Source organism: Acetobacter sp. DsW_059 (assembly GCF_002153695.1).
Taxonomy (GTDB): domain Bacteria; phylum Pseudomonadota; class Alphaproteobacteria; order Acetobacterales; family Acetobacteraceae; genus Acetobacter; species Acetobacter thailandicus.
The window spans coordinates 89,001-102,814 of record NZ_JOPI01000009.1; the positions used below are offsets into that span (position 1 = coordinate 89,001).

Sequence of the window (13,814 nt, forward strand, 5' to 3'; positions counted from 1 at the left end):
AAAATTCTAACATATGCTTAAAACGCTATAAGATTTTTATTTTTTAGGCAAGGGACAGAGGGGCAGTGATAACGACTCTCAGACCCGGATTTGCCGAAGACAAACTAATCGTTCCGCCATGCAGCTGAACAATGGCCTGAACAAGAGAGAGACCCAGGCCTGAGCCCGGTGTATTGCGGGCCTGGTCAGCTCTGAAAAAACGTTCTGTAGCACGTGCCATGTCAGCCTCGGTCATTCCTGTACCCTGATCCTCAACGATAAGTTCCATCTGAGGGTGAGAACTTTTTTGATCGGGCAGGGGAGAGATAACCTTCAGGCTCAGGGTTATGACGCCGCCGGCAGGTGAAAATTTAATGGCATTATCAACCAGATTAACAACGGCCTGCTGAAACATGGTCCGATCACCGAAGAACATCAGTGTTTCAGGGAATGAGTGCGCCAGTTTCAGGTTTTCTTCTTCAGCAACAGGTTCGTAAAATTCAATGATATCCTGGAGGATGGCTACAAAATCAAACTGGGTAAAAGCGGAGCGTCTGGCACCAGCCTCAATCTGCGCGATACGCAGAAGGGCGGAGCAGATATTTGTCAGGTGATCAAGGCCGCGAATGGTCTGGTTAATGACTGCACGTAACTCGTCTTCATTCGTTGCATGAATAACGGCTTCTTCAAGCTGGTTGCGCGCGCGGGTCAGCGGAGTGCGCAGATCATGGGCAATACTGTTAGAGACCTGTTTTACGCCATCCATCAGACGGGCAATACGATCAAGCATTTCGTTAACTGTTGCTGATACAGCATCCAGTTCCTTATCCTGCCCGTGCACAGGCAGGCGCCGCGTCATATCGCCCTGTGTAATCGCTGAAGTCGTGCGGCTGATAGAAGAAATGATGCGCCTTAACAGGCGGCGTGTCAGCAGGCCGCCACTGAAAGCCAGCAGAGCAATCATGACACAGACCCACAGCAGAACTTTTGTGAGCATATGTGAGAGCTCGGTCAGGCCGCGCATATCACGCCCGATCAGCAGGCGCTCTCCTCCGGGCATATCATAGGCTCTGACCTTGGCGACATTATCAATGTCGACGCGTTTTACCAGAATTGTATACCAGGAGTGGGTTGTTTTAATAACCGAAGGCCACTCGATGAGGTTTCCGGTTATGCGTTTGCCATTTTTGTTAACAAGCAGATAGAGCGCATTGTCATCAATATCCTGCTCAAGGCGCTCGTTAATCAGTGTACTGAGAGAGGTATCTTTATGTAGCTGTAGTGCATTAAATATCAGATGAGCATCAGAGGTAATAGATTGTTCAGTCTGACGCTCAATAAGGCCGACTGTTCCCCACCAGATAAAGGAGAGGAACAGCATAGCAGACCCAATAAATAAAACAGCATAGGCCAGGCCGAAACGCAGGCTGACAGAGCGTAGCTTGATGCGTGTCAGCGCTGTTAATCGACGGAATGAAAAAACCTTCATTCCTGAAGCATATACCCGGCGTTACGGATCGTATGTACAAGCGGGCGGCCAAAAGGTTTATCAATTTTCTGGCGCAGGCGAGAAATATGAACGTCGATGACGTTTGTCTGAGGGTCGAAGTGATAGTCCCACACGTTCTCAAGCAGCATGGTACGTGTAACAACCTGCCCGGCGTTACGCATCAGAAATTCAAGCAGTCTGAATTCACGTGGCTGAAGATCAATTTTCTGCCCGGCACGTTTGGCTGTGCGTGATAACAGATCAATTTCCAGATCGCCAATAGCCAGGCGTGTCAGAGGAAGTTGCGGGTCGTTACGGTTGCGTCTGACAAGGGCGTCAATACGTGCCTGTAACTCGCTGAAAGAAAATGGTTTGGTGACATAATCATCCGCACCGGCCTGGAGGCCTGCGACTTTTTCATCGACATCAGACAAAGCGGAAAGAAGCAGCACAGGTGTGGCGTCGTTCTTCTTACGCAGGGCTTCAACGATGTGCAGACCATCGACATCACTTGGCAGCATGCGGTCAAGAATAATGATGTCAAACTGAACATTGGTGGCAAGTGCCAGGCCATCTTTACCATTGTCAGCATATTCGACAGAGTGGCCAGCTTCTTTAAGGCCTCTGACGATAAAGCTTTTAACGGTTGGGTCGTCTTCTACAAGGAGAATGCGCATTCTGAAAAAACCAATAATTGCAGAGCGGTGTAAACTAAGGGTGAGGAGGTAATACCTGCTGAAGGCAGGTATTGAAGACTATGTCATATGTGTTCATCATCCTTCAAAGGCGGGGCAAGGCCGTCAAAAACTGATAGCAACGCCGCAGTGAGAGGAGAGGCCAGAATAAGCCCGGGAAACCCAAGAATGGCACCGAACAGCGTCTGCGAAAGAATTGTGATGGCAGGTGGCATTTTAACAGCGTGACGCTGGATAAGGGGAGCCATAACGTTGCCTTCAAAAAACTGTATCACACTATAAAGGGCTGCAACCATAATTGCTTCGCGCACCCCAAGTGAAAGTGCAAGCAAAATAGCCGGAACAGCCCCCATAATAGCCCCGATATAGGGGATAAAATTACAAAGTGCGGCCAGAACGCCAAGTGCCAGGGCAAGCGGAACACCAATAAACCACAGCCCAACACCGGAGAGAACGCCGACAACCAGCATATCAAGCGATTGTCCGGCGACCCATGCCCAGAGAGTGTGACCGGTGCGCAGCATCAGAGTGCGTGCACGGGGGCGCTGTGTTACGGGCACAAGCCTCAGAACGCCATTAGCGTATAATGAGGGGGATATGGCAAAATATAAACCGGCAATCAGGGCGACAACAGCCGTGCCAACAGCACCAAAAGCTGAGCCGACAATACCTGTCATCGACCCGGCAATGCGCGAGCCAAGAAAATCGAGGCTGCTTCTGCCCTGCTGCCCGCTGAGAGAGGAGGGCAGGTAGTTGAGTAAAGACTGTCCGGCCTGGTTATTTTCAAGGTTACTGCGCAACAGTACTTCCTGCTGTTGCAGGGCCTGTTTCAGGCGCAGGGCATTTTCAACGATCGCCGGGCCGCTGCCCCATACCAGGAGGGCAACAGCAGCAATCAGCAGAATAACAACTGCGCACAGCGCCCATCCATAAGAGAGATGCAGCTTTTTAACCAGGATGCGCGACAGTCCTGAAAGAACGACGGCAAATAATGTCGCAGAAAAGGTAATAGTCAGTACATCGCTCAGCAGCCAGACAGCTGCCGCGATTATAACCAGTATAACGACAAAACGCAGAATACTCGTGATACTGCCCAGCCACTCAGCCTCGGCGCTTTGTTCTGCAACAGCTGATTTTTTTTCTGTGGGGGCAGACGGAGAGGTCATATCAGGCGAAGCTCTTTGCTTGTCATGAGAAAGATACAGTAGCTCATAACGTGACTTATGACCCCATTTGATGGTTTTTGTAATCTGCGAAACATGAGTAAACTTTTAATATAACGTATTTTTCATAAAATTAACTATTAATTTCAACGGGATGGAGATTTTATTTTTTTCTTGAAGCGCATTGCCCGATCCAGTTAAAGAAATGGTTTTGATACTGTGAATGAAAAATAAACATATTTATTCGCATTTTGAAATAATTGTTTTTATGAAAACTGAAAATTTTCAAGAGCAGATTCAGCTTCCAGCCACTTTTCCTCCAGGGTTTCCTGCTCTTTTGTAATCGCGGCCAGACGCGTGTTAAGGCGGGTTACTTCTGTGGCCTGTCCGTCAGTATAGAGCTCGGGGCTGGCCAGTTTACTTTCGATCGTTGCGTGTTCTTTTGCGAGTTTTGCGAGTTTTGCTTCGATATCTTTAATTGTTTTGCGTATAGGCGCCTGTGCCTGGCGCAGCTCGGCCCGTTCGCGGCGGTCATCCTTGCGGCTGGGCTGTTTCGATGCATTATCCTGCTCTTTACCTGCACGGCTCTGTTCAGTAAGCCATGAGCGGTATTCTGCCATGTCGCCATCGAACTGCGTGACATTACCATCGGCAACGAGCCAGAGCCGGTCAGCAATCAGTTCGGTCAGGTGCGGGTCATGGCTGATAAGTAAGACAGCGCCTTCAAAGGCTGAAAGAGCGCGTACCAGTGCATCGCGGGCATCAAGGTCAAGGTGGTTGGTCGGTTCGTCAAGGATGAGGAGCTGCGGGGCATCGCGCGTGGCCAGTGCCAGAAGCAGGCGGGCTTTTTCACCGCCTGACAGGTCTTTCACCGGTGTTTCAGCGCGTGCCGCATCAAGGCCAAAGCGGGCCAGCTGTGCCCTGACAGCAGGCAGAGGTGCTTTTGGTATAGCACGGCTCATATGGTCGACCGGTGTCTGCTCAGCAATCAGTTCTTCGGTCTGGTGCTGCGCAAAATAGCCAATCTTCATACGTGGGTTGCGTTCAAGCGTACCTGAAAGAGGTTCGAGGCGGCCTGCAATCAGTTTGGCGAAGGTTGACTTACCATTGCCGTTAGAACCCAGCAGCGCGATACGATCATCCATGTCCAGTCTGAGTGAAAGGTCTTTCAGAATGGCTTTGCCGTTATAACCGGCGCACACACGCTGCATAAGCAGCATAGGCGGGGGGAGCTGCTCAGGTTCGGGAAAGTTGAACTGAGCGGGGGCGTCCTCCACAACGCTTTCTATAACAGGCAGCTTTTCAAGAGCTTTAAGGCGCGCCTGTGCCTGACGGGCCTTTGTTGCCTTTGCCCGAAAGCGATCAACAAATGACTGCATATGTGCGCGTTGTGCCGCAATTTTTTCAGCCTGCCGGGCCTGTTGCAGAGCCTGCTCGGTGCGGATTCGTACAAAATTCTGGTAGCCGCCTGGCGTGAGGGATAATTTGCCCTTGTCGAGATGGGCTATGGCGTCAACGCAGGAATCAAGCAGCCCCTGATCATGGCTTACAATAATTGCAGCCCCGGAGAAGCGGGCTAACCAGCTTTCAAGCCAGAGGGTCGCTTCAAGATCAAGATGGTTGGTTGGCTCATCGAGAATCAGCAGATCGGGTTCGAGAAAGAGTGCTGTTGCAAGGGAGACGCGCATACGCCAGCCGCCCGAAAAATCGGTAATGGGGCGCAGCTGCGCCTCGGCATTAAAGCCCAGGCCTGCCAGGACTGAGGCTGCGCGTGAGGGAGCACTGTCAGCGCCGATAGTAAGAAGGCGTTCATGAATAGCTGCGATTCGGGCAGGGTCAGTCGCTGTTTCTGCCTCTGCGAGCAGAGAGGACCGTTCGACATCCCCCTCCAGCACTGTATCAATCAGCGAGGCGCCGGTGGCCGGTGCTTCCTGCAAAACGCGGGCCATACGTGCCCGTGAGGAGAGGCGGATATCCCCTCCGTCAGGCGCAATATCACCGGCAATCGCGGCCAGAAGTGTTGATTTACCGGCCCCGTTGCGGCCTATGAGCCCTATTTTGCGTCCTGGTTCGACAGAGAGATCGGCCTGGTCAAGCAGGGTGCGCCCTGCAATGCGAAGGGTCAGGTCGGAAATGATAAGAAGGCTCACCGGGATACTCTCGTTAAGGATGCAAATAAGAACAATGAAGCGAAAGACCTACCAGCCTGCCGGAATATGTTCTAGAGGAACACGCTGACAGGCCTCGTATTATACGGGGCTGTATATAACAGGGAGTCATTATATCATGGCAACAGAACGCACTCTGTCCATTATTAAACCAGATGCAACACGTCGTAACCTGACGGGCAACATCAACGCTGTTTTTGAAGAAGCAGGTCTGAAAATCGTTGCTCAGAAACGCGTACAGCTGACACCTGCTCAGGCTGGTGCTTTCTACGCTGTTCACAAAGAGCGTCCTTTCTACAAAGACCTCGTTGACTTCATGATCTCTGGTCCGGTTGTTCTGCAGGTGCTCGAAGGCGAGAACGCAGTTGCAAAAAACCGCGACGTTATGGGCGCAACAGACCCGAAAAAAGCTGAAGCACACACCATTCGTGCACGTTTTGCTGAAAGCATTGAAGCAAACTCAGTACATGGTTCTGACAGCGCAGAAAACGCAGCAAACGAAATTCGTTTCTTCTTTGCTGAAACAGAAATCCTTCCCTGATTTCTGCTGACTGTTACAGGCCGGGGCAGAAAATACTCTGGCCTGTAATACGATAAAATTTTTATAACACTATAATGTGATTACTGATCAGTTACGTGTCCATGGCTTTTAACCGGGTGCGATTATTTTTATATCTCGCAGATTAGCCTGTTTTTATATGGGCTTGCATTACAAAAGTTAGATTCTCCTCCGCGTATAACAAAAAATATATAGGGTGAGCATGAACGACTGCGCAGGTCTGTTCTGATCTGTGGTGGATTGTTTTTATCATTTATCCCGATATCTTAACCCCGGTTCCACAGCATTGCCGGAGCAAAATGTTTTGCTCTGAAAAGATAGTCTTTTGTGCTGTAATGCTGGTATTATAATAAATACCGGCAAATTACCGGGCGGTATTCGTCATGCCGTGTATAGTAATTATTTCACTGAATGATCGCCAGTAGCTCTGCGGTCAGCATGATCTTTGATGACGGGAAAAAATGGTATGAAAGTTCTGGCAGTACACCCGAGTGCACTGATGTATACAAAAGTGTTTCTCAGGCTTGAGCCTCTGGGTCTGGAACTGGTCGCTGCCGCTGCACGTAATGCCGGACATGATGTGCAGCTGATTGATCTTCAGGTTGAAACGCATGACGATTACTGGAAGCTGGTCAGTCATTTCAAACCTGATGTTATTTGTTTTTCGGGTAATTACCTGGCGAATGTGCCCGAGATCATAGATCTGTGCCGTGCGACCCGACTGCGCTTTCCCGGAGTGTTTCAGTTTATAGGCGGACATTCGGTCTCTTTCATCGCTCAGGATATCCTCTCCCTCTCAGAAGGCACGGTAAACTGCATTCTCAAAGGTGAGGGCGATGCAACTGTCGGCCTGCTGCTCAGCGCGATAGAAAAAGGGCAGGACCTGCTGACTGTTCCGGGTGTGATTACGCCTGATGGTGAAGGGCCACCACCGGTTTTTGTGGAATCCCTTGATGATATCCGCCCTGCCCGGGACCTGTTAAGGCATCGTAATAAATATTTTATCGGCACGCTCGATCCTGCTGCCTCTATTGAATTTGCCCGTGGCTGCCCGTGGGATTGTACTTTTTGTTCTGCCTGGACATTTTACGGGCGTTCGTACCGCACAGCCAGCCCGCAGACGATTGCTGACGAGCTTGAGGATATTAAAGAGCCGGGTATCTTTATTGTCGATGACGTTGCGTTTGTGCATGAAGAGCATGGCATGGCCATTGCTAATGAAATTAAGAAGCGCGGGATTAAAAAAGAATATTATCTTGAAACGCGGGCTGATGTTCTGCTGCGTAATAAAGAGGTTTTTAAGGTCTGGAGCGAGATCGGTCTTTCCTACATCTTTATTGGTATGGAAGCCGTTGATGAAGAAGGCCTGAAACAGTTTCGTAAGCGTGTCTCACTGGACAAAAATTTCGAGGCTCTGGACTATGCCCGTTCTCTGGGGCTGATCGTGGCTATTAATATTATTGCTGACCCGTCATGGGACAGAAGTCGTTTTGAGGCTGTGCGTCAGTGGTGTCTCGAAATTCCTGAAATTGTGAATATTTCTGTCACAACGCCTTATCCGGGAACAGAAATCTGGCACAAAGAATCCCGGCGCCTTATTACCCGCGACTATCGCCTGTTTGATATTCAGCATGCTGTATTGCCAACTAAATTGCCTTTGCCCGAGTTTTATGAGGAGCTGGTCAAAACACAGCAGGTGCTTAACACCAAGCATATGGGCTGGCAGGCGCTCAAAGACACAGCAGGTATTGCCGGCCGTCTGCTGATGAAAGGGCAGACCAATTTTGTTAAAATGCTGTGGAAGTTCAATTCCGTCTTTAATCCGAAGCTTCAGCTTGCTGATCATATGCGTAAGCCGCGCTACCTGATGCCTGTTCAGCCAGAGGTGGTTGATAAAGTTGATCGTAAAGATCTTTACGTGCACGGACCAGGGGGCAGAAAGTCCCGTTCGCTGGATGAGAAAACGGAGGAATTTGTTGATCAGACCCGAATGGGAGAAGATGCCTGAGAGAGGTTGTTTGTACAAAAGGGGGCTGCGGCCTCCTTTTTTTGTTCAGGCTATGTGCGGCGGTGTAAAGCGAAGCAGGTCCGAGGTGTAGGTTTCAATCACTGCACTAAAAGGGGCTGCGTCATGTCGTTTCAGGATAGCCTGATGACGAAACAAAAAACGGGGCAGATGTAACTGGCAGTTGTTTCCGTCAGGAATAGTCATGCCTGCCGTTATGTCGGGCAGAGGGTCCCATAAATCCTGCTCTGCCAGTGTCCGGCGCGAAAAACCAAGAGGCGTTGTGACAAGGCCAAATGGAGTTTCGGTTGTTTCTAAGGCTGTATTCATCTCCTTTGTCAGCCTGTCTGGTCTGTACCAGTTTTCTGCATGAGAGAGTGTAAGAGCGCCGCATATCAGGCGCACATGACGATAGCGCAGTGTTTCAGATGCATTTTGGGATGTGAGCTGCAGATGTTCTGCCAGCTCTGGCGGGCAGGGGGGCGCAGGCGTGTCAGAGTTTACGCGCACTGCCCTGATAGCCGGGGCAGAAGCCAGCTTTTGTTGCCGGCACCAGGCGTCAAGTGTCTGTGTTGCACTGTTTTCAAGCAGCAGCTGATTTTTCAGTCGGGACAGGAGAGCCGAAAGCATAAGCCGGTGCAGGCCTGTGTCGCGCCATAGCAGGTCAGGCAAGGGTGTCATGTCGTGCTGTGAAGCTGGCAGATAAAAGGAGTCTTGCATGGTTGCTTTTGTTTATGTTGTAAAAACAGGCATGTTTTCATAGTACTATGATGTTACGTCTTAAGGGAGAGAGTTTTATGACGACAGTCAGTTTTATTGTTGATGGTATTACCTGTGACGGATGCGTGTCGTCTATCCGCCGTGCACTGACAGCTATTGATGGTGTACAGAGCGTTGATGTGAAGCAGGAAAATGGTGAAGTAACTATTGAGTATGACCCGCAGCGCGCTGGTACGTCTTCTTTGCAGAACGCTATTCGTGGTGCAGGCTACGAAGTGAGCTGAGAGGCGCGTGACCTCCTGAATTTTGTCTTTTCAGCCATGTGTTATCCGGGCGGGCCGGGAGTGAATTTTTCTGTTATTCTCTCAGCCCGGGGCGTGACGACACGCTTCTCCGGTTAATGTTCCTGCGCTGCCTGGCAGGCGGGTATGGTGAGTGAAAATGATGTATCCGGTAAAAATCTGGGGACTGGCGTTATCGGCTTTCGTGCTTGTGGGCTGTTCGTCCGAAGTCGGGCGCAGGCCGTTTCTGGATACTGACGTCTCCTGCCTGCGTAAGCAGATGGCGGGACCAATGTTTCTGAGTTTCCCTCTGGCGGCTAACACCTGCCAGCGTATGAGCAATCATAATTTTGTGCTCAGTGAAAAGGGAGCGCACCCTTTGCCTCTTAACCTCAGGGATGCGCCTGATCTGCAAAAAATGGCCGACGACCACGGCTATAATTATACAAAATAGCTGTGTTTCAGTTTTCCAGCTCTGTATCCCAGTAAAGGTAGTCACGCCAGCTTTCATGAAGATGGTTTGGCGGGAAGGCACGCCCGTTTTCCTGCAACTGCCATGATGTGGGCTGGTCTGGCCGGCGACGGGGATGCATGTTGATTTTTTCTGGCAGGTGCGGCCCTTTTTTCAGATTGCACACACCGCAGGCTGTCACAACATTTTCCCATGAGGTGCGCCCTCCCTTGCAGCGTGGAATCACGTGGTCAAAGGTCAGGTCGTGTGCGGGAAACTGGTCGTCGCAGTACTGGCATGAAAAATTATCACGCAGAAAAACATTAAAGCGGGTGAATGCCGGCCTGCGCGCTGCGGGGATGTAGTCTTTCAGTGCAATCACACTTGGCAGACGCAGGGAGACCTGAGGGGAGCGTACTTCCTGGTCATACTCATTGAGTACGGAGACCCGGTCGAGAAAGACCGCCTTAACCGTATCCTGCCAGGACCAGAGAGAGAGGGGGAAGTAAGAAAGTGGTCGAAAGTCCGCATTCAGCACTAAAGCCGGGAAATTCAGCAAGCTGCCGTCAGCCACACCGATCCTCCTTTACTCTTACGAGGGAGCGGCTTCGCTGCGGGCGTTATACTCTGACCATTACGTCTGCGGGAAGCACGTCGTCGAGATGAATAAGCCCGCTGACTATTGCAGATTGTATGAAGGGCAGCAAGATAAAGCGCGGGTTCGTCATGAAACGGTAATTTTTACAAGGGTTTTGTAACCTGAGCGGGAGCAGAAACAATGTGGGTTACGCGCTTTGCTCCGAGTCCGACAGGGTTGCTGCATCTGGGGCATGTGGCATCGGCCATGTCGGGGCTGTCTTATGCCCGCCCTGGCGGGCGCTGGCTTATCAGAATGGAGGATATCGACCCTCAGCGTTGCAGGCCTGAATATGCCAGGCAACTGCTTGAGGACCTCGCATGGCTTGGTCTGTTTTCTGATGCCCCGGTTCTTTATCAGTCTGCCTGCCTGGCCGAGTACAGGCAGACCCTGGATATTCTTGAGCAGATGGGAGTTCTTTACCCCTGTTTTTGCACCCGTTCTGACATTGCGCGCGAGAGTGCCGCTATTTTCTCAGCGCCGCATGCTGCACCTGATGGCAGCCTTCTTTATCCGGGGCGTTGTCGCAGCCTGCCCGCAGCGCGGCGTGAAGAGCTGCTTGCCCGGGGCAGGCCCCATGTGCTGCGTCTGAATATGCAGCGTGCACTCGAATGTGCCGGGGGTGCCGAAAGCCTTTATTACAACACACCAGAGGGACGGCGGGTGCAGTGCCAGCCGGCTTTGTTTGGTGATGTCGTGCTGGCCCGGAGGGATATTCCCGCATCTTATCATCTGTGTGTGACGCATGATGATGCAAAGCAGGGTATTACCCTTGTCACACGCGGGGAGGATCTGCGCCCTGCTACAGACCTGCACTGCCTTTTGCAGAATCTGATGGGCTGGCCCCGCCCGCATTACACATTTCACCCTTTGCTCTGCGGTGCAGATGGCAGGCGGCTGTCAAAACGTGATAACGCCCGGTCGGTACGCGCTATGCGCGAGGCTGGTATGTGCAAAGAGGAAGTTATGCGTGCAGCAGGCTTCTGAGCTGGTGATATCATAAAAATGACAGGAGTTTTCGCTCAACTATAAGAAAAAGAGATGGCAGGATATTTTTCTTCTGTATGATCCCGCCGCCGAAGTTTTTTTGCCCGGCGGAGTCTGAGAAAGACAACAGACAAATTTCGTGTGGACTGGTCGGAAGATGCCAGCCATATCAACTGTGTCAGGAACTGTGGAAACCATGAGTATTGTCGCTGATCGTCTGAACAGAATTAGCCCAAGCCAGACGGTAGTTATTTCCGCTAAGGCCCGTGCTCTTAAAGCATCCGGCCGTGATATTATCAGCCTCTCTGCAGGAGAGCCTGACTTCAGAACTCCTGATAATATTGGTAAGGCTGCTGCCAGAGCCATTGAAAACGGGCAGACTCAATATACCGATGTTGCTGGCACGCCGGAGCTGCGTAAGGCCGTTGCTGAACGCTTTCGCCTGGATAGCGGGCTGGATTACACGGCGGATGAGATTCTGGTTTCAACCGGCGGTAAGCAGATTATTTATAATGCGATGATGGCTTCTCTCAATCCGGGTGATGAGACGGTTATTCCTGCTCCATGCTGGGTTTCTTATCCCGATATCGTCACTCTGGCTGAGGGCGTGCCTGTTATTGTGCATTGTAAGCGCGAGAACGGGTTTAAGCTGACAGCTGATGAACTCAGAGCTGCTATTACACCTCGTACAAAATGGCTGTTCCTTAACTCTCCGTGCAATCCGACAGGTGCCAGCTACTCGGCTGAAGAGCTGCGTCCGCTGTGTGATGTGCTGCTAGAGCATCCGCACGTATGGGTTTTCACTGACGATATTTATGCAAAGCTGGTTTATGACGGGTTTAAACCTGCAACTTTTGTTGAGGTCGAACCCCGCCTGCGTTCACGCACCGTGACAATGAACGGGGTTTCAAAAGCCTATGCCATGACCGGCTGGCGGATTGGTTTTTCTGGTGCACCTGTCGAGCTGACAAAAGCGATGAACAAACTGCAGGGGCAGTCAACAGGCAACACCTGTTCTATCGCCCAGGCAGCAGCTGTTGAAGCTCTGCAGGGTCCGCAGGATTTTATTGCGGATATGGTCAAAATTTATGAAGAGCGCCGTAATTTTGTCGTCTCCAGGATTAATCAGTGTAATGGGCTGGAATGTGATATGCCTTCCGGTGCGTTTTACGTGTTCCCATCTGTTGAGAAATGTCTTGGTAAAACATCACGCAGCGGTGTTGTGCTGAAGACTGACGAAGATTTTGTGACAGCCCTGCTTGAAGAAGAAGGTGTAGCGGCTGTGCATGGCTCGGCCTTTATGTATCCTGGCTATATGCGCCTTTCTTATGCAACGGATACAGAAAGCCTGCGTAAAGCCTGTGAGCGCATTGAAAATTTCTGTAACGGTCTGCGTTAAACGATGGCAGGACATTTTTCACGCAGGCTGCAGACACTGCCGCCGCCTGCGACGATAGAAATGGCACGCCGTGCCCGTGCGTTACGGGCAGAAGGGCAGGAGATTATTTCTCTTGCTCTGGGCGAGCCCGATTTTGCAACGCCTCCGGCAGTGGTTGAGGCTGCGCATCAGGCCGCTCTTAACGGCCAGACGAAATATCCGCCGGTTGATGGTACACCAGCTTTGAAGGCGGCTGTCGCCCGTAAGTTCGGCCGTGAAAATAATCTGATTTATCAGCCTTCTGAGATTATGGTCTCAAATGGTGGCAAGCAGGTTATTTTTAATGCTTTTATGGCGACCCTTAATGAGGGGGATGAGGTCGTTGTGCCCGTTCCTTACTGGGTCAGTTACCCTCTTATTGCCAGCATGTTCGGGGCAGTGCCGGTTTATGCCCGGTGTCATGAAGAGGATGGTTTTCGCCTCAAAGCTGCCGAGCTTTCACGTGTAATGACCTCGCGCACGCGCTGGGTTGTGCTGAATTTTCCTAATAATCCGACCGGGGCAGTCTGTTCCCGTCAGGATATGGAAGAAATAGCCGAAGTGCTGCGGCGCTATCCTGATGTCTGGATTTTATCTGATGAGATTTATGAGCATCTCGTTTTTGACGGTATGCAGTCATACTCTATCGCGGCAGTGGCCCCTGATCTGAAAGAGCGGGTTGTTACTCTTAACGGGGTTTCAAAAGCCTATGCTATGACCGGCTGGCGTGTCGGGTTTGCTGGCGGCCCGCAGGCATTAATTGCAGCGATGTCTGCCGTGCAGGGGAATGCAACCTCAGGTGTCTGCGCTATAGCGCAGGCAGCTGCCGCAGCGGCTCTTGATGGTCCGGCTGATCTTGTGCAGCATATGGCAAAAACATATAGCCGGCGCCGCACGATGGTTGTTGAGGCGTTAAGACAAATACCAGGTGTGACCTGTGCAATGCCTGAAGGGGCTTTTTATGCCTATCCGGGTATAGCTGGTTGTCTGGGGCGTAAAACTGCAGCTGGAAGGCTGCTTGAGACGGACCGTGACTTTGCGATCGCCTTACTTGAAGAGGCCCATGTTGCAACAGTGCCTGGTTCTGCTTTTGGTCTGGCTCCTTATCTGCGACTTTCCTGTGCGACGAGTGAGGTGATTCTGGAGGATGCCTGCTCACGAATTCGAGAGTTTGTAAAAAATTGTCATTGAAGTACAGGTTTATACAAAAAAGTATTCTGAAGTTAAAAAATCATTAAAAATCTCTATGAAAACTTTTTATGG

13 protein-coding genes are annotated in these 13,814 nt (G+C 51.0%); 7 read left to right on the forward strand and 6 right to left on the reverse strand.

All coding sequences use genetic code 11. The annotated features are described in order from the left end of the window. Window positions 1-43 precede the first annotated feature (43 nt). The 4 genes from HK25_RS02290 to HK25_RS02305 all read right to left on the reverse strand — a co-directional run bounded on the left by HK25_RS02290 (window position 44) and on the right by HK25_RS02305 (window position 5,476). Entirely contained in the window at window positions 44-1,468 is a 1,425-nt protein-coding gene (locus tag HK25_RS02290; RefSeq protein ID WP_086635161.1) for a HAMP domain-containing sensor histidine kinase, read from the reverse strand. Then, complete coding sequence (locus HK25_RS02295) at window positions 1,465-2,145, reverse strand: response regulator transcription factor (RefSeq protein WP_086553397.1); 681 nt, start codon at window positions 2,143-2,145, stop codon at window positions 1,465-1,467. The genes HK25_RS02290 and HK25_RS02295 overlap by 4 nt, the downstream gene beginning before the upstream one ends. 83 nt (window positions 2,146-2,228) lie before the next feature. After that, window positions 2,229-3,329, reverse strand: coding sequence for an AI-2E family transporter (locus HK25_RS02300; protein ID WP_086553396.1), 1,101 nt, complete (start codon window positions 3,327-3,329; stop codon window positions 2,229-2,231). Between the two features lie 263 nt (window positions 3,330-3,592). Continuing rightward, the gene (locus tag HK25_RS02305) at window positions 3,593-5,476 is read right to left on the reverse strand and encodes an ABC-F family ATP-binding cassette domain-containing protein (protein WP_086635162.1); all 1,884 of its coding nucleotides are present in this window, start codon (window positions 5,474-5,476) and stop codon (window positions 3,593-3,595) included. A 136-nt stretch (window positions 5,477-5,612) separates the two neighbouring features. Here HK25_RS02305 and ndk point away from each other — a divergent pair, with 136 nt between their 5' ends. Both ndk and hpnR read left to right on the forward strand, forming a co-directional pair. Further along, on the forward strand, window positions 5,613-6,035 hold the full coding sequence (ndk, locus tag HK25_RS02310) for a nucleoside-diphosphate kinase (protein ID WP_086553394.1): 423 nt from the start codon (window positions 5,613-5,615) through the stop codon (window positions 6,033-6,035). Window positions 6,036-6,519: 484 nt separating this feature from the next. Beyond that, the gene (gene hpnR / locus HK25_RS02315; RefSeq protein WP_086635172.1) at window positions 6,520-8,061 is read left to right on the forward strand and encodes a hopanoid C-3 methylase HpnR; all 1,542 of its coding nucleotides are present in this window, start codon (window positions 6,520-6,522) and stop codon (window positions 8,059-8,061) included. A 45-nt stretch (window positions 8,062-8,106) separates the two neighbouring features. On the opposite strand, the gene HK25_RS02320 is transcribed toward hpnR, so the two are convergent. Next, the gene (locus tag HK25_RS02320; protein WP_086553393.1) at window positions 8,107-8,778 is read right to left on the reverse strand and encodes a hypothetical protein; all 672 of its coding nucleotides are present in this window, start codon (window positions 8,776-8,778) and stop codon (window positions 8,107-8,109) included. Between the two features lie 77 nt (window positions 8,779-8,855). Between HK25_RS02320 and HK25_RS02325 the strand changes: the two genes are divergently transcribed. Together HK25_RS02325 and HK25_RS02330 are read left to right on the forward strand one after the other, a co-directional pair. Beyond that, window positions 8,856-9,062, forward strand: a complete 207-nt coding sequence (locus HK25_RS02325; protein WP_086553480.1) for a heavy-metal-associated domain-containing protein — start codon at window positions 8,856-8,858, stop codon at window positions 9,060-9,062. 157 nt (window positions 9,063-9,219) lie between these two features. Beyond that, a complete protein-coding gene (locus tag HK25_RS02330; protein WP_086635163.1) occupies window positions 9,220-9,513 on the forward strand; it encodes a hypothetical protein in 294 nt (97 codons plus the stop codon). A gap of 7 nt (window positions 9,514-9,520) precedes the next feature. Here the strand turns inward: HK25_RS02330 and HK25_RS02335 are convergent, their stop codons facing one another. After that, a complete protein-coding gene (locus tag HK25_RS02335; RefSeq protein ID WP_086635164.1) occupies window positions 9,521-10,084 on the reverse strand; it encodes an HNH endonuclease in 564 nt (187 codons plus the stop codon). A gap of 204 nt (window positions 10,085-10,288) precedes the next feature. On the opposite strand from HK25_RS02335, the gene gluQRS reads away from it, so the two are divergent. The 3 genes from gluQRS to HK25_RS02350 all read left to right on the forward strand — a co-directional run bounded on the left by gluQRS (window position 10,289) and on the right by HK25_RS02350 (window position 13,742). Then, window positions 10,289-11,134, forward strand: coding sequence for a tRNA glutamyl-Q(34) synthetase GluQRS (gene gluQRS / locus HK25_RS02340; RefSeq protein ID WP_086553391.1), 846 nt, complete (start codon window positions 10,289-10,291; stop codon window positions 11,132-11,134). Between the two features lie 157 nt (window positions 11,135-11,291). After that, window positions 11,292-12,533, forward strand: coding sequence for a pyridoxal phosphate-dependent aminotransferase (locus HK25_RS02345; RefSeq protein WP_369822898.1), 1,242 nt, complete (start codon window positions 11,292-11,294; stop codon window positions 12,531-12,533). A 3-nt stretch (window positions 12,534-12,536) separates the two neighbouring features. After that, window positions 12,537-13,742 carry a pyridoxal phosphate-dependent aminotransferase gene (locus tag HK25_RS02350; RefSeq protein WP_086553389.1) on the forward strand — a complete coding sequence of 402 codons (1,206 nt, stop codon included), beginning with the start codon at window positions 12,537-12,539 and terminating at the stop codon, window positions 13,740-13,742. The last annotated feature ends 72 nt before the right edge of the window (window positions 13,743-13,814 follow it).

What these genes read in the sequence shown, in the direction of transcription:
- HK25_RS02290 (WP_086635161.1), bottom strand. Translation starts at nt 1,468, where the DNA reads ATGAAGGTTTTTTCATTCCGTCGATTAACAGCGCTGACACGCATCAAG.
- HK25_RS02295 (WP_086553397.1), bottom strand. Translation starts at nt 2,145, where the DNA reads ATGCGCATTCTCCTTGTAGAAGACGACCCAACCGTTAAAAGCTTTATC.
- HK25_RS02300 (WP_086553396.1), bottom strand. Translation starts at nt 3,329, where the DNA reads ATGACCTCTCCGTCTGCCCCCACAGAAAAAAAATCAGCTGTTGCAGAA.
- ndk (WP_086553394.1), top strand. Translation starts at nt 5,613, where the DNA reads ATGGCAACAGAACGCACTCTGTCCATTATTAAACCAGATGCAACACGT.
- hpnR (WP_086635172.1), top strand. Translation starts at nt 6,520, where the DNA reads ATGAAAGTTCTGGCAGTACACCCGAGTGCACTGATGTATACAAAAGTG.
- HK25_RS02320 (WP_086553393.1), bottom strand. Translation starts at nt 8,778, where the DNA reads ATGCAAGACTCCTTTTATCTGCCAGCTTCACAGCACGACATGACACCC.
- HK25_RS02325 (WP_086553480.1), top strand. Translation starts at nt 8,856, where the DNA reads ATGACGACAGTCAGTTTTATTGTTGATGGTATTACCTGTGACGGATGC.
- HK25_RS02330 (WP_086635163.1), top strand. Translation starts at nt 9,220, where the DNA reads ATGATGTATCCGGTAAAAATCTGGGGACTGGCGTTATCGGCTTTCGTG.
- gluQRS (WP_086553391.1), top strand. Translation starts at nt 10,289, where the DNA reads ATGTGGGTTACGCGCTTTGCTCCGAGTCCGACAGGGTTGCTGCATCTG.
- HK25_RS02345 (WP_369822898.1), top strand. Translation starts at nt 11,292, where the DNA reads ATGCCAGCCATATCAACTGTGTCAGGAACTGTGGAAACCATGAGTATT.
- HK25_RS02350 (WP_086553389.1), top strand. Translation starts at nt 12,537, where the DNA reads ATGGCAGGACATTTTTCACGCAGGCTGCAGACACTGCCGCCGCCTGCG.